At 69.3% G+C, this 22,447-nt stretch carries 20 protein-coding genes and 4 pseudogenes; 13 read left to right on the top strand and 11 right to left on the bottom strand.

Annotated elements, in window-relative coordinates:
• Together ACIBPB_RS33080 and ACIBPB_RS33075 are read left to right on the top strand one after the other, a co-directional pair.
• A partial coding sequence (locus ACIBPB_RS33080; RefSeq protein WP_396843167.1) for a GNAT family N-acetyltransferase occupies window positions 1–336 on the top strand: 336 nt, incomplete at its 5' end.
• Window positions 337–591: 255 nt separating this feature from the next.
• A pseudogene (locus ACIBPB_RS33075) lies at window positions 592–1,233 on the top strand (IS110 family transposase); the annotation flags it as partial.
• A gap of 20 nt (window positions 1,234–1,253) precedes the next feature.
• On the opposite strand, the pseudogene ACIBPB_RS33070 reads toward ACIBPB_RS33075, so the two are convergent.
• A pseudogene (locus tag ACIBPB_RS33070) lies at window positions 1,254–2,144 on the bottom strand (IS5 family transposase); the annotation flags it as partial.
• 117 nt (window positions 2,145–2,261) lie between these two features.
• On the opposite strand from ACIBPB_RS33070, the pseudogene ACIBPB_RS33065 reads away from it, so the two are divergent.
• Window positions 2,262–2,510, top strand: a pseudogene (locus ACIBPB_RS33065) (IS110 family transposase); the annotation flags it as partial.
• Here ACIBPB_RS33065 and ACIBPB_RS33060 read toward each other — a convergent pair.
• Window positions 2,464–2,880: a DUF1345 domain-containing protein gene (locus ACIBPB_RS33060; protein ID WP_396843166.1), complete on the bottom strand. Its 417-nt coding sequence runs from the start codon at window positions 2,878–2,880 to the stop codon at window positions 2,464–2,466. The pseudogene ACIBPB_RS33065 and the gene ACIBPB_RS33060 overlap by 47 nt on opposite strands.
• A 549-nt stretch (window positions 2,881–3,429) precedes the next feature.
• On the opposite strand from ACIBPB_RS33060, the gene ACIBPB_RS33055 reads away from it, so the two are divergent.
• Window positions 3,430–5,907, top strand: a complete 2,478-nt coding sequence (locus tag ACIBPB_RS33055) for an ATP-dependent Clp protease ATP-binding subunit (RefSeq protein WP_357688713.1) — start codon at window positions 3,430–3,432, stop codon at window positions 5,905–5,907.
• A 345-nt stretch (window positions 5,908–6,252) separates the two neighbouring features.
• Here the strand turns inward: ACIBPB_RS33055 and ACIBPB_RS33050 are convergent, their stop codons facing one another.
• The 4 genes from ACIBPB_RS33050 to ACIBPB_RS33035 all read right to left on the bottom strand — a co-directional run bounded on the left by ACIBPB_RS33050 (window position 6,253) and on the right by ACIBPB_RS33035 (window position 10,510).
• Window positions 6,253–7,023 (bottom strand): hypothetical protein, encoded by a 771-nt coding sequence (locus ACIBPB_RS33050; protein ID WP_030275002.1) that lies wholly within the window; start codon window positions 7,021–7,023, stop codon window positions 6,253–6,255.
• Window positions 7,020–8,039 (bottom strand): cytochrome d ubiquinol oxidase subunit II, encoded by a 1,020-nt coding sequence (locus ACIBPB_RS33045; RefSeq protein WP_396843165.1) that lies wholly within the window; start codon window positions 8,037–8,039, stop codon window positions 7,020–7,022. Before ACIBPB_RS33045 ends, ACIBPB_RS33050 begins: the two co-directional genes overlap by 4 nt.
• Window positions 8,036–9,406, bottom strand: coding sequence for a cytochrome ubiquinol oxidase subunit I (locus ACIBPB_RS33040; protein WP_091331579.1), 1,371 nt, complete (start codon window positions 9,404–9,406; stop codon window positions 8,036–8,038). Before ACIBPB_RS33040 ends, ACIBPB_RS33045 begins: the two co-directional genes overlap by 4 nt.
• Window positions 9,407–9,499: 93 nt before the next feature.
• Window positions 9,500–10,510, bottom strand: coding sequence for a mechanosensitive ion channel family protein (locus tag ACIBPB_RS33035; protein WP_030274996.1), 1,011 nt, complete (start codon window positions 10,508–10,510; stop codon window positions 9,500–9,502).
• Between the two features lie 206 nt (window positions 10,511–10,716).
• Here ACIBPB_RS33035 and ACIBPB_RS33030 point away from each other — a divergent pair, with 206 nt between their 5' ends.
• Window positions 10,717–11,019 (top strand): nucleotidyltransferase family protein, encoded by a 303-nt coding sequence (locus tag ACIBPB_RS33030; RefSeq protein ID WP_082931039.1) that lies wholly within the window; start codon window positions 10,717–10,719, stop codon window positions 11,017–11,019.
• 125 nt (window positions 11,020–11,144) lie between these two features.
• Here ACIBPB_RS33030 and ACIBPB_RS33025 read toward each other — a convergent pair.
• Window positions 11,145–11,414 (bottom strand): annotated as a pseudogene (locus ACIBPB_RS33025) (transposase family protein); the annotation flags it as partial.
• A 368-nt stretch (window positions 11,415–11,782) separates the two neighbouring features.
• Between ACIBPB_RS33025 and ACIBPB_RS33020 the strand changes: the two are divergent.
• Together ACIBPB_RS33020 and ACIBPB_RS33015 are read left to right on the top strand one after the other, a co-directional pair.
• Entirely contained in the window at window positions 11,783–13,069 is a 1,287-nt protein-coding gene (locus ACIBPB_RS33020) for an FAD-binding oxidoreductase (RefSeq protein WP_036311788.1), read from the top strand.
• A gap of 494 nt (window positions 13,070–13,563) precedes the next feature.
• Window positions 13,564–13,734, top strand: coding sequence for a TraR/DksA C4-type zinc finger protein (locus ACIBPB_RS33015; protein ID WP_223201180.1), 171 nt, complete (start codon window positions 13,564–13,566; stop codon window positions 13,732–13,734).
• Between the two features lie 73 nt (window positions 13,735–13,807).
• On the opposite strand, the gene ACIBPB_RS33010 is transcribed toward ACIBPB_RS33015, so the two are convergent.
• Complete coding sequence (locus tag ACIBPB_RS33010) at window positions 13,808–14,074, bottom strand: hypothetical protein (protein WP_030274987.1); 267 nt, start codon at window positions 14,072–14,074, stop codon at window positions 13,808–13,810.
• Window positions 14,075–14,143: 69 nt separating this feature from the next.
• Window positions 14,144–14,896 (bottom strand): rod shape-determining protein, encoded by a 753-nt coding sequence (locus tag ACIBPB_RS33005; protein ID WP_396843168.1) that lies wholly within the window; start codon window positions 14,894–14,896, stop codon window positions 14,144–14,146.
• A 582-nt stretch (window positions 14,897–15,478) separates the two neighbouring features.
• Here ACIBPB_RS33005 and ACIBPB_RS33000 point away from each other — a divergent pair.
• A complete protein-coding gene (locus tag ACIBPB_RS33000; RefSeq protein ID WP_396843164.1) occupies window positions 15,479–15,790 on the top strand; it encodes a hypothetical protein in 312 nt (103 codons plus the stop codon).
• 65 nt (window positions 15,791–15,855) lie between these two features.
• Entirely contained in the window at window positions 15,856–15,987 is a 132-nt protein-coding gene (locus tag ACIBPB_RS32995) for a hypothetical protein (RefSeq protein WP_396786694.1), read from the top strand.
• Between the two features lie 176 nt (window positions 15,988–16,163).
• On the opposite strand, the gene ACIBPB_RS32990 is transcribed toward ACIBPB_RS32995, so the two are convergent.
• Together ACIBPB_RS32990 and ACIBPB_RS32985 are read right to left on the bottom strand one after the other, a co-directional pair.
• Window positions 16,164–16,850 carry a response regulator gene (locus ACIBPB_RS32990; protein WP_128138606.1) on the bottom strand — a complete coding sequence of 229 codons (687 nt, stop codon included), beginning with the start codon at window positions 16,848–16,850 and terminating at the stop codon, window positions 16,164–16,166.
• Window positions 16,847–18,490, bottom strand: a complete 1,644-nt coding sequence (locus ACIBPB_RS32985) for an ATP-binding protein (RefSeq protein ID WP_396843163.1) — start codon at window positions 18,488–18,490, stop codon at window positions 16,847–16,849. Before ACIBPB_RS32985 ends, ACIBPB_RS32990 begins: the two co-directional genes overlap by 4 nt.
• 168 nt (window positions 18,491–18,658) lie before the next feature.
• Between ACIBPB_RS32985 and ACIBPB_RS32980 the strand changes: the two genes are divergently transcribed.
• Genes ACIBPB_RS32980 through ACIBPB_RS32965 form a run of 4 tightly spaced genes read left to right on the top strand, consistent with a single transcriptional unit; the run spans window position 18,659 to window position 22,217 of the window.
• Window positions 18,659–19,639, top strand: a complete 981-nt coding sequence (locus tag ACIBPB_RS32980; protein ID WP_334466277.1) for a tripartite tricarboxylate transporter substrate binding protein — start codon at window positions 18,659–18,661, stop codon at window positions 19,637–19,639.
• On the top strand, window positions 19,636–20,265 hold the full coding sequence (locus ACIBPB_RS32975; RefSeq protein ID WP_135240910.1) for a tripartite tricarboxylate transporter TctB family protein: 630 nt from the start codon (window positions 19,636–19,638) through the stop codon (window positions 20,263–20,265). The genes ACIBPB_RS32980 and ACIBPB_RS32975 overlap by 4 nt, the downstream gene beginning before the upstream one ends.
• Window positions 20,266–21,768 (top strand): tripartite tricarboxylate transporter permease, encoded by a 1,503-nt coding sequence (locus tag ACIBPB_RS32970; RefSeq protein ID WP_013476179.1) that lies wholly within the window; start codon window positions 20,266–20,268, stop codon window positions 21,766–21,768.
• The gene (locus tag ACIBPB_RS32965) at window positions 21,765–22,217 is read left to right on the top strand and encodes a universal stress protein (protein WP_043325436.1); all 453 of its coding nucleotides are present in this window, start codon (window positions 21,765–21,767) and stop codon (window positions 22,215–22,217) included. Before ACIBPB_RS32970 ends, ACIBPB_RS32965 begins: the two co-directional genes overlap by 4 nt.
• Window positions 22,218–22,447 lie beyond the last annotated feature (230 nt).

Raw genomic sequence — 22,447 nt, 5'->3', positions numbered from 1 at the left:
GGAGATCCGCGACGACATCCACGAAGCGTTCCTCACTCTCGCCTGCGCCATCATCTGCTGGCGCCGACTCCAACGCTTAAAGAGTTAGGAGCTCTAAGTCACCTCGCCGTCGACCGGTCCTTCAGCGGACACGGCGTCGGAGCGTGGATGCTCAACCAGGCCGCACAACGAGCCGCGCACGGCGGCAAGAAGTGGCTCCGGCTGGATGCCTGGAAGACCAACACGCGGCTGCACGCCTACTACCGTCACCACGGCTTCCAGCAGTTACGGACCGTCCATGTGCCTGGCCGTGGCTCCGGAACGCTTTTCCAGCGCCCGGCTGCGACCACAACTTGACGGCCTAGCGTTATCGGAGGTCTTTTTGATCGTCCCCAGCCGGGGACTCTCGGTCGCCCGGCCCGGTATGACTTCCTGCCCCTGTCGTTCGGATGATCCGGGGGGTGTTGTCGCCGGGTCGGGTGGCGTCGGTGGACCGCTGATAGGGACACGGCCACCCGTGTTGGGGTAGGTCTCTTCGTAACGTGGCTGCCGGCAGTCCGACGCCTGGACCAGCGGCCGAGACCACGGTGCGATGCGTGGAGGCGGGTGGCGGTGCACGACGGATACGGCGTCTACCTCGGCTTGGACGTCGGCAAGGGTGATCACCACGCGGTCGGGCTGGCGCCGGACGGCAAGCGGCTGCATGACGCGGCGTTGCCGAATACCGAGGTCCGGCTGAGGCAGCTGTTCGACAAACTCGCCCGTCATGGTCGGCTGTTGGTGGTGGTCGACCAGCCGGCCTCGATCGGCGCCCTGCCGGTCGCGGTGGCCAGGGCATGTGGTCATCAGGTGGCCTACCTGCCCGGGCTGGCGATGCGTCGCATCGCTGACCTGCACCCGGGCACGGCGAAGACCGACGCCCGTGACGCCTGCGTCATCGCCGACGCCGCCCGCACCCTGCCCCACACACTGCGCCGAGTCGACGTCGGTGACGAAGCCTTGGCCGAGCTGGAGGTTCTGGTCGGCTTCGACGACGATCTCGCTGGTGAAGCCACCCGCGTGTCCAACCGCATCCGGGGACTGCTCACCCAGATCCACCCTGCCCTGGAACGCGTCCTCGGCCCGAGAGCCCACCACAAGGCGGTCCTGGAATTGCTGTCGCGCTGCGGCGGACCTGCAGGGCTTCGCAAGGCCGGCCGCCGCAAACTGCTGTCCATCGCCGCCGTCCACGCACCCCGCATGGGTGAACGCCTAGCCCGTGTTTCAAAGGCTCGGAGGTACTGGTTGATGGCGGCGATGGTCAGGGTGGCTTCGTAGCGCACGGCGAGTTTGTCGTAGCGGGTGGCCATGGCGCGGTGTTGTTTGAGCTGGTTGATGCCGCACTCCACGGCGTGGCGTTGGCGGTAGGTCTCCGGGTTGAAGACGGGTGGCCGGCCGCCGCGGGAGCCTTTGGCCCGGCGATGGGCGTCTTGGTCGGTCTTGCTCGGGATACAGGCCCTGATTCCCCGGCGGCGCAGATAGGCACGGTTGGCCTTGGACGTGTAGGCCCGGTCCGCCAGAACCTGCTGCGGTCGAGTCCGGGGCCGGCCGGGACCGCAGCGGGTAACTCGGATGCGGTCGAGGACTGTGGTGAACTGCGGGCTGTCACCGCGGTGCCCGGCCGTGACGACGGTGGCCAGAACCTCGCGGCCCTGTTCGCAGGCTAGGTGAGTCTTGGTGGTCCACCCGCCCCGCGAACGGCCCAGCGCATGATCGGCGGGCTCGGCGTAGATCCCGCCCGGTGGTTCTTTCTGCTGGTCGCCGTCACGACGGGCACCGGCGGCGTGTTGATGGGCGCGGCTGATCGTGGAGTCGACGCTGACGGTCCAGTCGATCCGCCCGGCCGCATCGGCGGCAGCTTGCAGCCCGGCCAGGATCCGGGCCCAGGTGCCATCACGCTGCCACCGGCGGAACCACCGATACAGCGTCTGCCACGGGGCGTAGTTCGCGGGCACGTCACGCCATGGCGCACCGGTACGTACCCGCCACCGTATGCCGTCGATGATCTGTCGCCTGGTCCACTTGCACGGCCTTCCCCACGACGACTCCGCAGGCAGCAACGGGCACAGGCGCTGCCACTGGATGTCGCTCAGGTCATGCCGCGCCGCCGCCGCTAGGCTGGCCACGAGGTCTCCGGTATTCAGGTTTGCTTGGTCGCTAATCCACTTACCGGAGACCTCTTCAGTTATCGATCACCGCCACGCCGTGACCTCACCCGGCCAACGCGACTTACGAAACGCGCCCTAGTCGAGCAGATCATGACCGCCCTCGACGAGCAGACCGTCACCGTTCCCGGCACCAGCGCAGCAGAGACGATCCTGCCTCGCCTGGCTGACAGCCTCCGCGACACCCTGCGGCAACGCGACCAGGTCGCCGGCGAGGTTGAGAGGATGCTTGATGCGCACCCTCTCGCCCCGGTCCTGACCTCGATGCCCGGCATCGGCGTCAGGACCGCGGCCCGGATCCTGCTCGAAGTCGGCGACGGCACCGCTGGTTCGAGGCGCGCACGAGCGCCTCGGCCACGGCGGCGAGACTGGCAACGGACGCGATCAGGATCGCCGAGTCGGTGGAACGGGAGTGCTGCTCCGCCTCGGCAAGCTGCTCGGTACGCTTCGGGCTCGCCGACCAGCAGGCCCGCCACACCCAAACGAGGATCGTGCCCGCCGCGATCGTCCAGACCACCAGCGGCGTCAGCTCCGGCGCCCCGACGAGCGCGGTGGCCGTGCCGGCGACGACACCGGCGGCCAACGACCACAGCGCACGCCTGACGGACAGCAGGCGTCCCGGCGCACGTCCCGATCGCTGCTCCACCCGTTCAGCGTTCCGGATCAACCGGGCCGGCCAGCGGAAACCCGGAGCCATCACCGGATCCGGCCGCATCGAGGGTGGGGCGGGGTGGCCGGTGTGCTGCGGGGAGGGTTCCTCATCCGCGACCGCAAGTACACCGCCGCCTTTCGATCACGCCTTCGCCGCCCGAACTCGGCGGAGATGTCTGGGGCGCAAGACGGCGGAGAGCGTGGTGCTGTCGGAACACTGAGCGCAATTCGGTCCCCCGCCGATGGCCAAACTCGGACGCCTGCCGGACGCCTGGGTCAAGTCCACCGGTAACAACGCAGCGCTCGTGAGGGCAGACCGCAGGGTCCGCGGGTACCGGGGTCCCGCGCCTCCCGGCCTGCCGGTCAAGGCGCCGATCCGATGGTGGGCAGGCCGCAGGCGCCGACGGGGCCCAGCGCCTGGGACGCTCCGGTGCGACCTCCGCGACAACCACCCTCAGTGGCTGCCCTGCACCCGCAGCGAGTACAAACCCTGGCCTCCCCAGAAACCCATAAGGCCAACTCTGTGGGCGAAAGGTGCGTAGCGTTCAGGTGGGCCTGTGCCGAGGACCCACCCCACCGGCAGAAAGGGTATGAGATGTCGCTCGACGCGTTCCGCATCCCTGGCGGCTCCTTGGACGACTTGATCAGTCGGTTCTTCGGGGGAGATCCGTTCGCGGGACGTCCGGTGGAGCGGGTCGACCTGTCCCGGCTGCTCTCCACCGAGTCGCGGCAACTGCTGCAACGGGCAGCCGAGCAGGCTACGGAGTGGGGCAGCCCGTACCTCAACGTCGAACACCTGCTGTGGGCCGCCACCCAGGCCGACCCCACCCGCCGGATGCTCGGCGCGAGCGGCGCCGACCCCGACGACCTGGCCCGCCAGATAGAGTCGGCCGTCCCCAAGGGCAGGCCACGCGAGGACACGCCTCCGCTCGCGCCGGCGGCGAAGCGCGCCCTGCTCGACGCGCACCGCGAGTCGCGACGGTCCGGCGCGACGTACATCGGCCCCGAACACCTCCTGCTCGGCATCGCCGCGAACCCGGAGACGACCGCGGGCCGGGCGTTGCGGGCGCTCGGTGGGGCCGTCACCGGGCCCACGCCGCCGGCGGGCGGTGCCGACGGGCGCGGGGCCAGCAGCACCCCCACCCTTGACCAGTACGGGCGGGACCTCACCGAGGACGCCCGGGCAGGTCGGCTCGATCCGGTCGTCGGCCGTGATGACGAGATCGACGACACGATCGAAGTGCTCTCCCGGCGTACGAAGAACAATCCGGTGCTCACCGGCGAGCCGGGCGTCGGCAAGACGGCGATCGTCGAGGGCATCGCGCAGCGCATCGTCAACGACGAGGTGCCCGAAACCCTGGCCAACCGGCGTGTGGTCGCACTCGACCTGTCCGGGATGGTGGCGGGCACCAAGTACCGCGGTGAGTTCGAAGAGCGCCTGAAGAACGTGATCCAGGAGGTGACGTCGGGCGAGGACGGGCTGATCCTCTTCATCGACGAACTGCACACCGTTGTCGGCGCGGGCGGCGGTGGCGAGGGGGCGATGGATGCCGGCAACATGCTCAAGCCCGCCCTGGCCCGCGGCGAACTGCACGTGGTCGGTGCGACGACACTGAACGAGTACCGTCGCTACATCGAGAAGGATCCTGCGCTGGAGCGCCGGTTCCAGCCGATCCTGGTGTCGGAGCCGAGCGTGGAGGACACCGTCGCGATCCTCAAGGGCATACGTGACCGGTACGAGGCGCACCATCAGGTGCGCTACACGGACGAAGCGCTGGACGCCGCCGCTGAACTGTCCCACCGCTACATCACCGACCGGTTTCTGCCGGACAAGGCCATCGACCTGCTCGACCAGGCGGGGGCCCGGGTCCGGCTGCGTTCCCGCACACCCGCTCCGGACAAGAAGGAGATCGAGAAGCGGCTGTCCCAGCTGCGCCGGGAGAAGGACAGCGCGGTGGCGAACGAGGATTATCAACGCGCGGGTGCGCTGAAAGCCGAGATCGGTGCGGCCGAGCGGGACCTGGCGGCGGCGCAGGAGGGCACGCCTCCGGTGCCCGAGGTGCATATGAGCGACATCGCCGAGGTGGTCAGCCGCCGTACCGGTGTTCCCGTCACCCAGCTCACGGAGGTGGAGAAGCAGAGGCTGAGGCGCATCGAGGAGCAACTGCACGAGCGCGTGGTCGGCCAGCACGAGGCCGTACGGGCTGTGGCGGCCGCCGTACGCCGATCGCGTTCCGGGCTGAGTGACCCCCAGCGACCCGACGGGTCGTTCCTCTTCCTCGGACCCACCGGCGTCGGCAAGACTGAACTGGCCAGAGCCCTCGCCGCGGCGCTCTTCGGCGACGAGTCCAGCATGATCCGCTTCGACATGAGCGAGTTCCAGGAGCAGCACACGGTCAGCCGGCTGGTCGGAGCGCCCCCGGGCTACGTCGGGTACGAGGAGGCCGGTCAGCTCACCGAGGCGGTCCGGCGCCGGCCATACTCGGTGCTGCTCTTCGACGAGGTGGAGAAGGCGCATGCGGATGTGTTCAACGCGCTGCTGCAGGTGCTCGACGACGGTCGCCTCACCGACGCGCAGGGTCGCACGGTCGATTTCAGCAACACCATCCTGATCATGACGAGCAACATCGGCGCGGACCGCATTCTGGCCGCGCAGGCGGCAGGGCGTCCGGTCAACGACCAGCGCGAGGAACTGATGGGGCTGCTGGGGCAGCGGTTCCGGCCGGAATTCCTCAACCGGATCGACGAGATCATCGTCTTCACCGGCCTGGACCGGGACCAGCTCCTTGAGATCACCGGCCTGCTGCTGGACCGCACCCGCCGTCGGTTGCACGCACAGAACATCAACCTCGAGATCAGCCCGGACGCCACGCAGTGGCTGGCCAACCGGGGCTACCAGCCCGAGTACGGGGCGCGGCCACTGCGGCGCAGCATCCAGCGCGAGTTGGAAGACCGGCTGTCGACCCTGCTGCTCGAGGACGGGGCGAATCCGGGCGACACCATCGATGTCAATGTCGTCGGCGGCGAGCTCGACCTCTCGGTCCGGCCCGCCGCCGTACCGGCTGGCACGTGACACCCGACGAGCAGCTCGGCGAGCCGTCGCGGTGTGTCCCGGGGGCTCCACCCCGGCGAGTTGTTGCAGCAGATCATCCAAACCGCGGCCGTGCTGGGAGGGCTTGACGACGACGCCGGCGCAGGCCGGTCAGCCTGCGGGACAACCGCCCGGCCAACCCCCTGTGCCTGAAGGACGTCGCCATCGGCCCCCAATGCGTAGAAGGCGCTGCGCCGCACGGGCGGCATCCGCTGCACCCCACTGAATGACGGCACCGTGAGCGCCGGACCGGTCGACGTGACGGTCAGTCGCTGACAACCGGCCGCCATCACCGGCTGGCCGTCTGGAGGCGGCCGGTGATCGTCCTCAGGCAGCGCCGACGTCGGTGGTGAAGGTCGCGAAGGCGAGCAGGCCGGAGTAGGCGGCCAGGCCGATGGTGAACCAGGTGAAGCTGGAGTGCCTTTCGGGGGCCAGTTCGTCGACGAAAATGTTGAGCAGGATCCCGCCACCCAGGAAGGCGGTGAGCACGTTCATCAGCACGCCGGTGGGCTGGACGGCGACCGCGGTCACCCAGCCGCCGGCGGCGCCGGCGACCAGGACGAGGCGCCACCCGGTGGTGAGGCTGACCGGGAAGTGCTCGGCCAGGACGCCGTCGGTGGCCAGCACGTGCAGCCCCATGGCGACGGCGAACAGCACCGCCGGCCCGAGCCCCGCGTCCAGCTTAGTCGCCAGGGTGTACGTGATCAGGCCGCTGTACAGGGCGAAGAAGCCGAGCTGGAACCCGAAGACCAGCCGGGTGGGCTCTTGCCGGCGCTGCTGCGAGCGGTGGGTGACACGTTCCAGGGCGTAGAACGTGAAGAAGCCGACCAGCGCGACGAGGAACAGCACGAATCCGCGGGCCGGGGTGGGCCTGATCTCCTCCTCCAGGACGTGGGCCACCGCCTGGTTGCCCTCCGCGAGGCGCGGCAGCAGGTAGAGGAACACGTACGCGGCGGCGATGCCGCCACCGAGGGACGTCGCCGCGTGGGTGGGCACCGGCAGTCTCCGGCGGATGGCCGGCGCGAGAAGGTGCAGGGCTCCCAGCGCCACCGCCGCCGCCAGCGCCGCCCACAGGCTGCCCGCCCGGGTGAGCGTCACCGGGGCGGTGGGTTGCCGGCGGCCGGCTTGGAGCGCTGGAAGATGCCGAACAGCCAGAGCAGGGAGGGCGCCAGCAGCAGCGCTCCGACCGCGAGGACGGCGAGCACCGTGGCGAGCACGATGGGATCACCGGCCGCCTCGGTGACGGTCAGGTCGGGCGGCAGCAGGTCTGGGTACTGGGCGGCGCCCCAGGCCCAGAGGACGGCCGCGACCGCGAGGGCCGCGGTCACCCGCACCGCCCGGTAGCGGCCGGTGGCGATCAGCACCAGCGACCCGAGCCCCGCGGCGAACGAGAGCAGCACCAAGGCGAGCGCCCGGCCCCGAAGATCGGCGAAAAGGTCCGGCGCGTCGGCGGCGACGACGGCCAGCCCGGCCGCCGCGCCGACGCCCACCACTATGCCGGTGACCAGGGCGCGGCGGCGGAACTGGGCCACCAGGTCGGCGGCACCGGCGCGGCGCGCGTCGTGGATGAGGTAGACCGCGGCGAGGTACGCGCACACGCCGATCGCGAGCAGTCCGCCGTAGATGGAGGTGGGATTGAGCCAGCTGCGCCAGATGTCACCCTCGGCGATGCCGGGTGGGACGCGACCGGAGGCGACTGCGCCGACGATCGAGCCGAGGAAGAACGGGGTGGCCACCGAGGAGAGCGCGAAGGTGGCGCCGTAGAGGCGTTGCTCGGTGAGGGTGTGACTGGCCTTGCGGAAGGCGAAGGCCGCGCCACGACCGATGATGCCCAGGGCGGCCAGGGTCAGCGGGATGTAAAGGGTGGAGGCGAACGCGGCGAACGCGGGCGGAAAGGTGGTCCAGAACAGGGTGATCACCAGGATCAGCCAGACGTGGTTGGCCTCCCACACCGGGCCGATCGAGTGCGCGATCAGTTCCCGGCGGGCTGCGCCGCGGCGCGCCCCGCCGGCGAGGAGGTCCCAGATCCCGGCGCCGAAGTCCGCGCCGGCGAGCAGGGTGTAGAGCGTCAGACCGGCCAGCAGCACCCCGAGCAGGACGTCGACGACGGTCATCGGCCGCTGTCCACCGGTTCGGGTACGCCCTCCTGCGGAGCGACCGGCTCGTCGCGGTGGCAGGCCATCCGCCACAGAACCGCGACGGTGGCGACGGTGAGCACCGCGTAGACGGCGGCGACCAGGGCCAGGCCGGTGGCCAGGCCCGGCGCCGGATTTACCGCCTCGGCGGTGCGCAGCACGCCGTACACGATCCAGGGTTGCCGCCCGACCTCGGTGACGACCCAGCCGGCCTCGACCGCGACGGCGGCGGCGACCCCGGACAGGGCGGCGGCCCGCAGGAACCACGGCGAGCGCGGCGGACCCCGACGCCGCCACCACGCAAGCGCCCACCAGGCGGAAAGCGCTACCAGCCCGAAGCCGATGGCCACCATCAGCTGGAACGCCCACTTGACCACCGTCACCGGTGGCTCCTGATCGTCGGGCACCTGGTCCAGGCCCATGACCACGGCGTCCGGATCCCACCTGGCCAGCAGCGACAGGGCGTTGGGCACCTCGACTGCGTACCGCAGTTCCCCGTCGACGTAGACGCCGCCGAGCGAGAGCGGCGCGCCGGCCTCGGTGCGGGCCAGCCCCTCCATCGCGGCGAGCTTGGTGGGCTGGTACTCCGCGACGAAGTGCGCCGCCCAGTCGCCGACCACGACCTGCACCGGGGAGAGCACCGCAGCGACGGTGAACGGGATGGCGAAGCCGAGCCGGTGGTAGCGGTCCCGGCGGCCGCGCAGCAGGGCCACCGCGTAGACGCTGGCGATGCCGAAGCCGGTCACCATGAACGCCGCGACGATCATGTGCAGGGTCTGCGGCGGCGTCGCCGGGTTGAACATCGCCTGCCACGGCCTGACGTCGGTGACCTCGCCGGAGACCAGGTCGAAGCCGCGGGGCTGGTTCATCCAGGCGTTTGCCGACACCACGAAGAACGCGGACGCCACGCCCGCGACACAGACCGGCAGTCCGGAGAGCAGGTGCACCCGGGGTGGCACCCGGTCCCAGGCGTACAGGTAGATCCCGACGAAGATGGCCTCGACGAAGAACGCGATGCCCTCCATCGCGAACGGCAGGCCGATCACGTCGCCGAAGCGGCCCATCAGGCCGGGCCAGAGCAGCCCCATCTCGAACGACAGGATGGTCCCCGACACCGCGCCGACCGCGAACAGCACGCCCATCGCCTTGGCCCAGCGGTGCGCCAGCCGGGTGAAGGTCGGGTCCCCGGTGCGCAGACCGCGCCACTCGGCGAAGACGGTGACCGCCGGCATGCCGACGCCGAACGAGGCGATCACGATGTGCCAGCCCAGGGACAGGGCCATCTGCACCCGCGCCGCCATGAGGTCTCCCGGGGCGGCGTCCTGGGCGAGCAGGTCAACCAGCATCGGGTTCCCCACCTTCGTTGCGTGTCAGCCCTATGGTGGTCTAACGGCCCGGCTGCTGGTCGGCAACGCGAATGCCGCATCCCGGGCGCGGAATCAGGGCTTGTACTCGCTGCGGGTGCGGGGCAGCCACTGCGGGTGCTTCTCCCGCAGGTAGCGAACCATCGCCTCGCGCAGGTCGCAGCGGAGGTCCCAGGCGCTCGGCCCGTCGGCGGCGGACGCCTGGATCTGGATGACGACGGTCTGCGGGTTGGCATCGACCATCTGAAGCACCCACTGATGCCGGTCCCACAGCGGCGACGCCTCGATCAGGCGCTGCGCCTCGACGCGCAGGTCGTCCAGGTTGGCGGTGTGGTCGACGTGGATCTGGACCTTGCCGACCACCCGGGTCTCGTGTCGCGTCCAGTTCTGGAACGGGCGCTCGGTGAAGTAGGTCGTGGGCAGGATGAGCCGGCGGTCGTCCCAGAGCCGGATCACCACGTTAGTCAGTTTCACCTCCTCGACGCGACCCCACTCGCCGTCGATGACGAGCACGTCACCGATGTAGAGGCCGTCCGCGAAGGCGACCTGGATGCCGGCGAAGGCGTTGCCCAGCGCGGTCCGGGCGGACAGGCCGATCACGGCGCCGATCACACCGGCCGAGGTGAGCACCGAGATGCCGAACAGGCGTATCGGCTCGAAGGTGGTCATGATCAGACCGATCGCGACGATCGTGACCGCCGTCGAGGTCAACCGTCGCACCGGCCGGATCTGGGTGCGGGTGCGGCGGATCCGACGGTCGGCCATCACCCCGGCCGGCAGCCGGCTGAACGCCACGATCTCGGCGACGTGCAGCGCCCTGACCACCAGCAAGGCGACGCTGCCGATCAGCAGCAACAGGATGGCGTGCCGGCCCTCGCGCAGCCACCGGCCCGGCCCTCCCGGCAGCGCGGCGTAGAGGCCAGCGAGTAGCAGAACGGCGGTCGTCGGGCGGCGGCAGGCCTGGCGCAGCGGCGCCAGCAGCCATTTGTAGCGACCATGGGCGATCCGGTTGACGAGTACGCCGCTGAGCACGTCCACCAGCACGGCCGCCGCCACCGCGGCCAGCATGATCACCGCTCGGCCCATCAGCTGCCGTTCACCGCGATACCGATGGTCATTACTTCCGCTCCCGTCCGGGTCGTCCCCACGGCAGCGTGTCACGAGACGGCCGATCGCCGGGCGTACATCGCGACCGGCCGAAGTCCCCCGGCGGCCGCGGCACGCGGCGCCGCCGCCCGGGGCTCGGGTGGCGAGGAGGTCGCCCGTGATCATCCGCGCTAGCCGAATCCGCCGTGGGAGGCAAAAACCAGGCCGCGGTGCACACCTGGTACCCGGCCAAGTTCGGCGGAGGTCCGGTGGCGCCGTTGCGGACCGTCGCCGATGCCATTGCCACCTGGCCCGAGTACGCCACCGCCGTGGCCGTACGCCTCGACGCGCATGACCAGATCACGGTATGCGCGCCCCACGGCCCCGACGATCTGCTCGATGGGGTGTGGCGGCGCAACCCGGCCAGGGCCAGCGCGGAGATCTCCCGGCGGCGACTCGCCCGCCACCGCCCCACCGAACGCTGGCCTGGTGTCCGCGTCGTGATGTGACCCGGCGCTCGAAGCCCGCTGCCCGAGTCGACCTGCTAATCGCAGGGTGCCCCGTTGCGACATGTGAGTGCGTCTAAGGATGTCTCGTAACTCGGTGATGGCGTTGCCGCGCAACGGTTCCTGGATCAGCCGGCCAGGATGATGTTGTGGAGGTGGGCGATGCCGGATGCGGTGTCGGCCAATGTGTGGGCGGCGCGGCGGTAGTCGCGCAGGATCTTGAAGCATTTCATGCGGGCCAGGGCGTGTTCGACCTGCGCTCGGACCGAGCGATCCTGCTTGTTCAGGTCCGCCTTCCACTCGGGCAGATCACTGCCGTCAGCGGGCTTGCGGTACGGGATGATTACCTCAGGATTGCCGCGGTAGGCGCCGTCTGCCATGACCGGTCGGCCGGCCAGCTTTTAGAACTCCTAACCCCGATGATTCGCCGGTGACGGCCGCTTGTTCGACCAGGCCCGCAGCTATCGACCAATGTTGATGGAGTGCGTGGTCTGGGCGGGGGCGGCGGCGAGGTGCGTCTGTGGCAGCACCACGACGTGCTGACCTGCCAGGTCAGCGACAACGGGCCCGGGCTGGGCGAGATTGCCGTCGCGCTGCCGTCGCCTGATGGTTTCCGAGCGTCGGCAAGGTGTGACGCATCAGCTGACCGGCCACAGCCCTGGCCCGGTATGCGGTGACCAGGCGATCATGGCCGGAAAGCAGGCCCGGATGGCGCGCCCAGCTACCCAACGGCTGTCGAGACGGCACAGCGCAGCAGAGGAGTGGTATGTCTGACGAGCTCGGCGTGACAGGCACTCCCGCGTTCGTGCGCGGCTCACCGTGTGACGTCGCGGTGATCGGAGCGGGCATGGTCGGCTTGTCCACGGCCTGGTTCCTGCAGGAAGCCGGCGCACGGGTGACGGTCTACGAGCGTCATCACGCTGGCGCCGGCTCGTCGTGGGGCAACGCCGGCTGGCTGACCCCGGGGCTGACCGCCCCACTGCCGGAACCTGCGGTGCTGCGTTACGGTCTACGCGCGGTGCTCAGCGCCCGATCCCCGGTGTACCTGCCGCTGCGGGCCGACCGTGACCTGTGGCGTTTCCTGCTGTCGTTCGTGTTCTACAGCACCGCCCGGCGGTGGCGACGGGGCATGGCCGCCTACGTCCCCCTCAACGAGCGCTGCCTGGATGCCTTCGATGCCCTCGCGGCCGGCGGTGTGAGCGCCGTGACGACGCCGGCGGAACCCTTCCTGGCCTGCTTCGCCCGCGAGCGTGACAGCCGTGGGCTGCTGGACGAGCTGGAACAGATGGGCGACGCCGGTCAGGACGTCACCTTCCGCCCGGTGACCGGACAGGTGGTCCGATCGATGGAGCCCGTTCTGAGCGACCGGGTCGGTGCCGCCGTCCAGATTTTCGGGCAGCGGTACCTGAACCCTTCCGAGTTCATCCCGTCGCTGGCGGATGCGGTCCGGGCCCGCGGCGGCCGCATCCTCGACAACAGCGAGGTGACCGGTCTGCAGCCGGCAACCACGGACGTCCGCGTCACCGGCCCATTCGGGCAGCAGCGCCGCCATGACGCTGTGGTCATCGCCACCGGAGCGGCCTTCGGTGAGCTGGCGGCACGCTTCGGCGTACGTCGCCCGGTGCAGGCCGGGCGCGGCTACAGCTTCAGCGTGCCTGTCGAACGGATGCCCGCCGGCCCGCTGTACTTCCCGGCGCAGCGGGTCGCCTGTACTCCGTTGGGCAGCCGGTTGCGGGTAGCCGGGATGATGGAGTTCCGCCGGCCCGCCGACGAGTTGGACCCGCGACGCATCACCGCCGTCGTCGACGCGGTGCGGCCGTTGCTCAACGGGGTGAACCTTGATGACCGTCGCGACGAGTGGGTCGGTTCCCGGCCGTGCACTCCTGACGGCCTGCCGTTGATCGGCGCGACCGCCGCGCCGCGGGTGTTCGTCGCCGGTGGCCATGGCATGTGGGGCATCGTCCTGGGGCCGATCACCGGACAGTTGGTGGCCCAAGCGGTGCTCAAGGGTGAGGTGCCCGCGGAGCTGGCGCCGTTCGACCCGCTGCGCTAGCGGGTGCGTCAGCGCTGCCGAAGCCCCTGCCGAACGTCCGGAACGATCAATTCAAGGTGGTCCGATGCTGGTGGCGAGCTCTCGCTCGCACACCGTCACTGCGTTGGCGGCGTTCAAAGCTGTCCATCTCACGGCCCCGCGGCCGATCGCCGCAGTTTCCGACGGTTGCTCCTCGAGCAGGACGGCGACTGGGCAACGCAGCCCGCAGCCGTCGGGTCGAGACCCACGGCGAGCGAGGTAGTTCACGACACCCACCGATCGCCAGGGCGAAGCCGTTCGAGCTTCCGCCCTCTTGCTTCCCGAAGCACTTTCGGCCTCCCGACCAAAAAGCGGTACATGAGCGTCGACATCGAAGTATCCGATCAGGGCTGGCTCGCCGGCCTCCGTGCGTCGCTGAGCGAGGACTTCGCCGCCCAGACGACCGGCTCAAGGAACTGACGGAGATCTCGGCCGACACCGGCGACCCCGGCGAAGCACACAACCGGGCGGCACTGGTGACGGCCACCCGGCACAACCTCGAACAGGTCACCGGTGCGCTGCGACGCATCGCCGAGGGCAGCTACGGCCGCTGCGAAAAATGCGGCGGCCTCATCCCCGCCGAACGGCTCGAAGTGCTACCGCATACCCGGTTCTGCGTCCCCTTCCAGCAGAAACACAAGGGCTGACGGAATGCCGCGGCAGCGGCCGCGCCGGCCTCGTCGCCGGCGCGGCCGCTGATCATGGCAGCACTCAGCCCCGTCACCCGGCAGCCGGATGGCGGGGCTGCCGAGTGGTTGTGACATCCACGTCGATGACGTCCAGGATGCCCAGCAGTCCCGCCAACGCGATCGCCTCGCTACGCGAGAGGGTCAGGCTGCAGGTGGCATCGGGATCGTCGCTGACGCCGTGGATCAGCTCGCGTCGACCGCCGGCGTAGTGGGTGACAACGCCGACCCGATGACCGGTGACGGTGGTGAATGCGTGGCACTCTCCGATGCCCGGCAGCGGTGTGAATTCGACGTCCATGACAAACTCCGGAAGAAGACGACCGCAACCGCGGCCGGGAAGTGGATACGGATGCGGGACCGGCCCACGTCAGCTCGTGAGTAGCCGGCGCAGGCCGGTGAGCGTGGCCAGCGGCGGTTCGGCGGGCATCGTGATGGAGCGGCCGGTCAGCGCGGCCAACCTCGCGGCGGCTCCGGCGGCGGTCGCACCACCACCGGTGAGCAGCAGCCGCCGCTGACCACCCCGCGGACGGTCGAGACGGCGCACACAGTCGGCGATCGCCGGGATCCGGTCGACGGATCCGGCGTCATCGACACGCTCCGCCGCGACGATGCTGCGGTCACAGATGCGTGCCACTTCGGTACGTCCGGATCCGATGTCCACCACGACCACGTCACCGCCCGGGTCAGGACGGCAGGCCAGAGCAGCCGCGAGTGGCTCCTCCACTGCATTGACCCGTCCACCGACGGCACGGCGGACCGCGGCGACAAGCACGTTGCGCTGGCGCAGGGTCGCGGTCGCCGGCACACCGACCAGTACGGGATAGGCGGTGTCGGAAGGTAGGCGGAGATCGGCGGTCAGCAACCGGAGCAGGTGCACGCAGGCGAAGAAGTCGCGCACCACGCCGTTGCGCACCGGCCACGTGGCGGTCACACCGGGGGTCTGAGCGGTCAGCGCGGCTCGTCCGGCCACGTGCCGGTCGGTGCTGGGGCGGCAGAGCACCGTCGGTTCAGTGATCACCGTTCCAGCCTGCGGCGTCCACAGCCGGACGGTGGACGTTCCGAGGTCAAGGGCAAGGCACGACTGTACGCCCGGACGAGCGTAGGCGCCGGCGGTCAGCATGTCGTCCACCCGGGTACGTCGGGGACCAGGTGTCGAGGGCTAACGAAGGGAAGCGACGTCGCCGGCAGGTCAATGAGCATGCAGAAGCGAAAGTCATGAATGAAGGGTGGCATGGTGCTCCCAGCCAAGGGGCAGCGTCGTGTCCGACGCCGCGCAACGGGCGGCTTCAGGCGGTGAGCGTCCACGTCGGCGGGGCCCGGTCCGCCGACCACGCCGGTACACAGCCCGGGACCGCACAGCGGGTCAGCCGGAAGACGATGCACAACCCGATGTCCCGGGCGGTGGACACGACCAACACCAGCACAGCCCAGACGAGCAACGTCGGCACCGCAACTCGCCGGCCGACGCCCCCGAGGCCGCGCCCGTCATCCATGTCGGCCACCATAGCCGTCCAGAACAGGAAGGGCCACGACAGCACTCAAGCGGTCGACCGAGGTCTCGGTCATCCGGCCCGCACCGCAGCCAGTGACCGCGGGCCGGTTGCCGGGCATCGGCAACGAGCGCGACGAAGTTGCGCCGGATCCGACCGCTTTCACTGAGCTGTTCAGCGGCGACGACGGGATTCGGTAAACGCTTGTATCAATGGAAGTGATCGGTGTAACCGTGCCCGCGGACGTCCTCTCGTCCGACCAGCGCGCTGCCGGTATGTGTCGCTCTGCCCCGCAGACCGCGGTCGCGATTGGCCTCGGCAGCAGCTCGATCGGCGTCTGGGCGGCGCACCGCGGCACCATCAGCGCGCCGTGCGGGGACGCGTCTACCTCCGCCGGTTCTCTGATCCGGCGCGGCTGTATCGTCGACGCCGACGGCTGCGTGATCCTGCTGTCCCACTTGATCCGCCTTTTCAGCGAACCGGTGCCTCCGGCGGTGTCGTCGCGGCCTGCCGCCCGGTCCTAGCCGGCGAACACGACCAGACCGTGATGCGCCGCGTCGTCGAGACGGTCCTCGCACCCTCCCGCCTGGTGTTCATCGACACCGTGCGCGCCGCCGCGATCGGCTCGGGAGCAGCCGGCAGCCTGCTGGTCACCGACGTCGGAGCCCAGCTGACCGAGGTCGCCCTGCTGCACCACAGGCGGGTCGCAGCACGGCCGTGATCTCCGGAACCGACCCCCCGGCGGCGAAGCACGCCAACCGCCTGCCGCCGTACCGCCTCACACTCGCCCACCGCGCGGACAACCCACCTCATCGAAATGCCCCATCACCCGGGCCTGGGGTGATTAACGGTGACGACCACGCTGACAGGCCGAGTTGCAATGAACGAGTTGACCTTTCAAGATCCAGAACGGACCGTCCAGCGGTAACGGCGTTCCGGCCGTCCGGTGTTTCCGTACCTGAGTGTTACTGCGGCCCGGCCGACTACGGCGAAGTGTTCGAGGTAACGGCGGGCACTGACTCGGGAGATGCCGATCTGATGCGCACACTCGGCGGCGGAGAGGGTTCCCGCTTGCTTCCGGAGGATCCCCTCCACCAGTCCGGCAGTCTCTGGGCTGAGGCCGCGGGGGAGAGCCGACGAGCCGGTGATCGGGCTGCTCGACGTGAGCGCCCGGTCGATATCCCCCTGGTCGCAGACCATGCTCTTCGAGAGAGTGCTGCGCCGCGCGGCATACTGCTCGAGCCTGCCCCGCAGTTCCTCGAAGCTGAATGGTTTGAGAAGGTAGTTGACCGCGCCGTACCGCACCGCCCGGCGTACATTGTCGCTCTCCCGGGCAGCGCTGATAACGAGGACATCGCAGTCATGCCCGGCGGTGTGCAGCCTGGCGACCACGTCGAGGCCGAACATGTCCGGAAGGTACAAGTCGAGCAGCACCAGGTCTGGGCGCAACTGCTCCACCGCGGCGATTGCCTCTTCCCCGGTGCTCGCGGTTGCCACGACCCGGAAGTCTTCGAGCCGTTCGACGAAACCGCGATGGATCCGGGCCACCCTGAAGTCATCATCAACGATCAGCACGTCGATCACGGCCCTGCCTCCAGCGGGGCTACCGACATTCGCGCGGTGAACATCGCGCCCTCCTCGGTGTTCGTCACTGCGACCTCACCACCGCGGCGGTGACAGACCATGCGGGTGAGCGCGAGGCCGATACCCCGTTCACCGCCCTCTGCCGCTTTCGTCGTGAAACCGTGGGCGAACACTTCCTGCGCCAGTCGGGGAGCGATCCCCGGCCCCGAGTCGCGGACGACGATTTCGATCGATGCGGAATCCTGACGCAACTCGACTTCTACCCACTGGTTTCCGGCGCCCGGCCTGCCGTTGATGTCCGGGCAGGCGCCCGAGTCCGCGGGGGAGACATTCCGGCCTCCTGCGACGGCTTCGACGGCGTTGTCCACGAGGTTGCCCAACACCGTACCCACATCGGCTGATACCGCCATGTCCAGCCGGCCCAACCTGGTCCGCTCAGAGATCCGCAGTTCCACGCGGCGCTCGGCGGCGACCGCCGATTTGGCCGTGAGCAGAGCTGCCACCGCAGTGTCGTGGATCCGGCTCGTCACCGCGAGGTCCAGGGAGGCGCGATGCCGGCTGAGCGCCTCGACATACCGGACCACCTCCTCGTGCTCACCGATCTGGATCAGCCCGGAGATGGTGTGCAGCTGATTCGCGAACTCGTGTGTCTGTGCGCGCAGCGACTCAGTGGTACTGCGAAAGGAACCGATCTCCTGCTCCAGGCGGGCCAGCTCGGTCCGGTCCCGCAGTGTGGTGACCGAGCCGAGCCGCCGGCCGTCCTTGTTCACCCTCATCCGGCTCATCACGAGCACCCGGCCGCCCCGCACCACGACCTGGTCCCGCGTCTCCCGCGCGCTGCCCGCCCCCGTGAGTACGTCGCGTAGCCGGCCCTCGATCCGTAGCTCCGACAGGCTGCGGCCGAGGCAATGTTCGGGCAGGTCGAGCAATCGGCGGCCGACAGAGTTGACCAGCGTGACCCGGTGTTGCGGATCGAGCGCGATGACCCCTTCGGCTAGGCCGTGCAGCAGCGCTTCCCGGTGCTCTGCCAGACCGGCGATCTCCCGCGGTTCGAGGCCGAGGGTCTGCCGCTTGATGCGCCGGGCCAGCAGCCATGATCCGAGCACTCCGAGGGCGCTGGCTATGCCGAGGTAGGTGAAGAGGTAGGACGAAGCGTCGACCAGCCGTTGCCACCAGGACGGAAGTGCCTCGCCGACCATCACCACGCCCAGATGCCGCCCGAGGTTCTCCTTCTTGCGGTCGCCCAGGACCGGCACCTGCGCCACCAGCTCGCGTGCCCCGCCCACCGCCAGCTCACCGAACCAGCTCCGACCGCCGGCGACCCTCGGATCACCGAGCACCATGAGGCTGCCCACCAGCGTCGGGTTGGTGGAGGTGACTATCCGTCCGCTGTCATCGGCGACGCTGACGGTGGTCACGTTCGCCTGAACCGGCAGGTTCTGCACCAGGGACGCGATCGTCTCCCCGGGCGCCGGCCGGTCGAGGCGGTCCCGTAGCAGCGGGTTCCCGGCGAGTTGTTCGCCGAGGGCAGCGACACGGCGGCCTTCGACCCGGTTGAAGGTGGCCGCCGACTGCGCCAGCGACACGGCCGCCACCGCTGCGAGCACCACGACGATGATCGCGAGTTGGAGAGCGAGCAACTGCCCGGCGAGCGTACGACGCCGAGGCATGACCGCGACCACAAAGACCTCAACTTCCGCTGGTGACACAAGGCAGACGGGGAGCCTGCGCCGGGGTCATCATCTTGCCGCCGGTCTGAATCGAAACGGAAGAGAAACATGATGGCAACCAGAAGAATTGCGCTACTCGTGGGCGTCTCCGCAACCATGGCGGTCGCCCTGGTGGGCTGCGGCGCCACGGCAGAAGAGGGCGAGGCGGGCGCCGGCGGCGACGGCAAGCCGATTACCGGTCTACGCATCATGGTGCCGAACAGCCCCGGTGGCGGATACGACACCACGGCCCGCACGGCGGCGAAGGTGATGGAGGATGCCAAGATCGCCGCTGGCGTGCAGGTGTTCAACCTGCCCGGAGCAGGCGGCACGGTCGGACTGCAGCGCATCGTGAACGAGAAGGGCAACGGCAAGCTCGCGATGCAGATGGGGCTGGGAGTGGTCGGAGCCTCATACACCTCGAAGTCGTCGGCCACTTTGACTGATACCACCCCGCTGGCCAAAATGATCGAGGAAGCAGGCGCGGTCGTCGTGCCGAAGAACTCGCCGTACCGGACGATCAACGACTTGGTCACGGCCTGGAAGGCCAACCCGAAGGGCCTCGCTGTCGGCGGCGGCTCGTCCCCCGGAGGCCCCGACCACCTGCTGCCGATGCAACTGGCCAAGACCATCGGCATCGACCCGCGACAGGTCAACTACATCTCGTACGACGGCGGGGGCGAGCTGCTGCCAGCCCTGCTCGGAGGCAAGGTGGCCTTCGGCGCAAGTGGGTTCGGGGAGTTCCTCGATCAGGTCGAGGCCGGGCAGCTCCGGGTTCTCGCGGTGACCAGCGAAGCGCCGGTCGACGCGCTACGGGACGTACCGACGCTGAAGTCCGCAGGTATCGACCTCGTCTTCACCAACTGGCGGGGCATCGTCGCACCGCCCGGCATCAGCGACGCCGACAAGAAGCTGTGGATCGATGCGTTGACCAGGATGCACGACTCCGCCGAGTGGAAGACCGAACTCACCAAGCGGGGCTGGACCGACGCGTTCGTCACGGGCGATCAGTTCGCCGCCTTCCTCACCCAGCAGGACAGGTCGGTGGCTGACCTGCTCAAGCAACTCGGCCTGGCATGACCGGCCGGCCGAGCCGATCGGATCGGGACGGCGGTTCGCCGTCCCGGTTCCCGGCGTTGTCTGACATCCCGATCCAGCGCGCGCCTGAGCCGTCGGACGCGGCACGAGCGGACGACGCGCCGCGTTCCGCAGCGGATGCGTCGAAGCCGGACCGCGCACAGTACGTCGTCTGCGTCTTCCTGGCGCTGGTCGGGATCATGGTCGTCGTCGACGCGACCCAGATCGGTCAGGCGGTGAGCAGCACCGACCCGCTCGGCCCACGACCGGTGCCGATCCTGCTCGGCACGCTGCTCATGGCCGTCGCGGTGGTCTACGCCGTCGATGTGGCTCGTGGCGGCGTCGGCGAGCCCGAGGCCGGCGAGGACGTCGACCTGGCCACTCCTGTCGACTGGCGCACCGTCCTGCTTCTCCTCGCGGCGTTCCTGACCAACGCAGTGTTGATCGAGCCGCTCGGCTGGGTGATCAGTGGCTCGTTGCTCTTCTGGGGCACGGCGTTCGCGCTCGGCAGCCGCAGCCACGTCCGGAACCTGCTGATCGCCGTGGGGCTCTCGCTCATCACGTTCTACACATTCGCCATCGGGCTCGGCGTCAACCTGCCCGCCGGCGTGCTGCGAGGAATCCTGTAGATGCAGAACCTCCATTCGCTTCTCGACGGGTTCGCCCACGTGGCGACGCCGATGAACCTGCTCATCGCGCTTCTCGGTGTCACCATCGGCACCGCGGTCGGTGTACTACCGGGCATCGGCCCCGCGATGACAGTAGCGCTGCTGCTGCCTGTGACGTACGGCATGGAGCCCACCCAGGCCTTCATCATGTTCGCCGGCATCTTCTACGGCGGAATGTACGGCGGATCGACCACGTCGATCCTGCTCAACACTCCCGGTGAGTCCTCGTCGGTGGTGACCGCGATCGAGGGCAACAAGATGGCCAAGGCCGGCCGGGCAGCGCAGGCGCTGGCCACCGCCGCGATCGGGTCGTTCGTCGCCGGAACCATCGCCACCCTGCTGCTGGTGGTCATCACCCCGCCGGTGGTCCGGTTCGCGGTCAGCCTCGGCGCGCCGGACTACTTCGCCCTGATGCTGCTGTCGTTCGTCGCCGTCACCTCGGTGCTGGGCGCCTCCCGGGTACGCGGTTTCGCCTCGTTGCTGATCGGCCTGGTCATCGGAGTGGTGGGGATCGACAGGGTGACCGGTCAACAACGGCTCACCTTCGGCGTGCCGCAGCTCGCAGACGGCATCGACGTGGTTGTGGTGGCTGTCGGGATCTTCGCCGTGGGCGAAGCGCTCTGGATCGCCGCGCACCTCCGACGCCGTCCGGCCGAGGTGATCCCGGTCGGCCGGCCGTGGATGGGCCGCGACGACTGGCGCCGGTCTTGGAAGCCCTGGCTGCGCGGCACCGCTTACGGATTCCCGTTCGGGGCGCTACCCGCGGGCGGCGCTGAGATACCCACGTTCCTGTCGTATGCCACCGAGAAGAAGTTGTCCAAGCACCGGGACGAGTTCGGCCGGGGAGCGATCGAAGGCGTCGCCGGCCCCGAGGCGGCCAACAACGCGTCCGCCGCCGGCACGCTGGTACCGATGCTCGCCATCGGCCTGCCCACCAACGCCACCGCCGCGGTGATGCTGGCCGCCTTCGAGCAGTACGGCATCCAACCCGGCCCGCTGCTCTTCGAGCGGGAGTCGGGTCTGGTCTGGACGCTCATCGCCAGCCTCTTCGTCGGGAACCTGCTGTTGCTGGTGCTGAATCTCCCGCTCGCGCCCGCCTGGGCGCGGCTGCTCCGGATTCCTCGACCGTATCTCTACGCCGGCATCCTCTTCTTCGCGTCTATGGGCGCGTACGCCGTCAACGCACAGCCGTTCGACCTTTTCCTGCTGCTCGTACTCGGCCTGCTCGGCTTCGGCCTGCGCCGGTTCGGGCTGCCGATCCTGCCGCTGATCGTCGGGGTGATTCTGGCTCCGCGCGCCGAACTGCAGGGCCGCCGGGCGTTGCAGCTGTCCGGTGGAGAGTGGCACGGGCTGCTGGGTGGCTGGGTGTCGGGTTTGATCTACACCACCGTGCTGGTGGTGCTCTTCTGGCCGTTGGTCCGGCGGTTCGTCCTCCGCCGGCGTGCAAGGATGGTGACAGGGTGACCGTTCTGGTGGGATACGTTCCATCCCCGATGGGAATGGCAGCCCTGCAGGCCGCGATCGGACAAGCGCGATTCCGCGACGAGCCGGTGCTCGTGGTGAACACCTCGCGGGGAGATGCCTACGTTGATCCCTGCTTCGCTCAGCAGCCCGACCTGGACGCGGTGACCCGCGAGCTGACCGCGTCCGGGGTACCGTTCGCGATCAGGCAGCTCATGCAGGGTCGGGACGCCGCCGAGGAGATAGCCGATCTCGCCGAGGCGCAGGACGTGTCGTTGGTAGTCATCGGAATCCGGCATCGAAGCCCGATCGGCAAGCTGATCCTGGGCTCGACCGCACAGGAGATCCTGCTCCGGGTCTCCTGCCCGGTCCTCGCGGTGAAGGCCGCGACGCCACGACGGATATCTCGGGCAGCGGGGCCGTCCCGCTGGCCTCTCCCCAGTGAGCCGTAGCCGCCGGGTCACCACCCTGAGCCCAATGACGGTTCATGAATGCTCGCGAAGCTTCCGCCCGCCATTGCCACCGAGACTGCGACGCTTTCTTGACGACATGCCCTCGCGCGAGGACGGGGGAGTAGCGACTACCCGTGTCGGCTCCGCCTGAAAACTAACCCCGTGGTTCCGGCTGAAGGTTGACCCCCTCCGGAAGCATCGGGAGGTGCTGAGCGTGGAGGACTGGGCGG

Source organism: Micromonospora sp. NPDC049836, from assembly GCF_044465125.1.
Classification (GTDB): domain Bacteria; phylum Actinomycetota; class Actinomycetes; order Mycobacteriales; family Micromonosporaceae; genus Micromonospora.
Note: the sequence above shows the minus strand (reverse complement) of the source record. Positions and strands in the feature narration are given on the sequence as shown.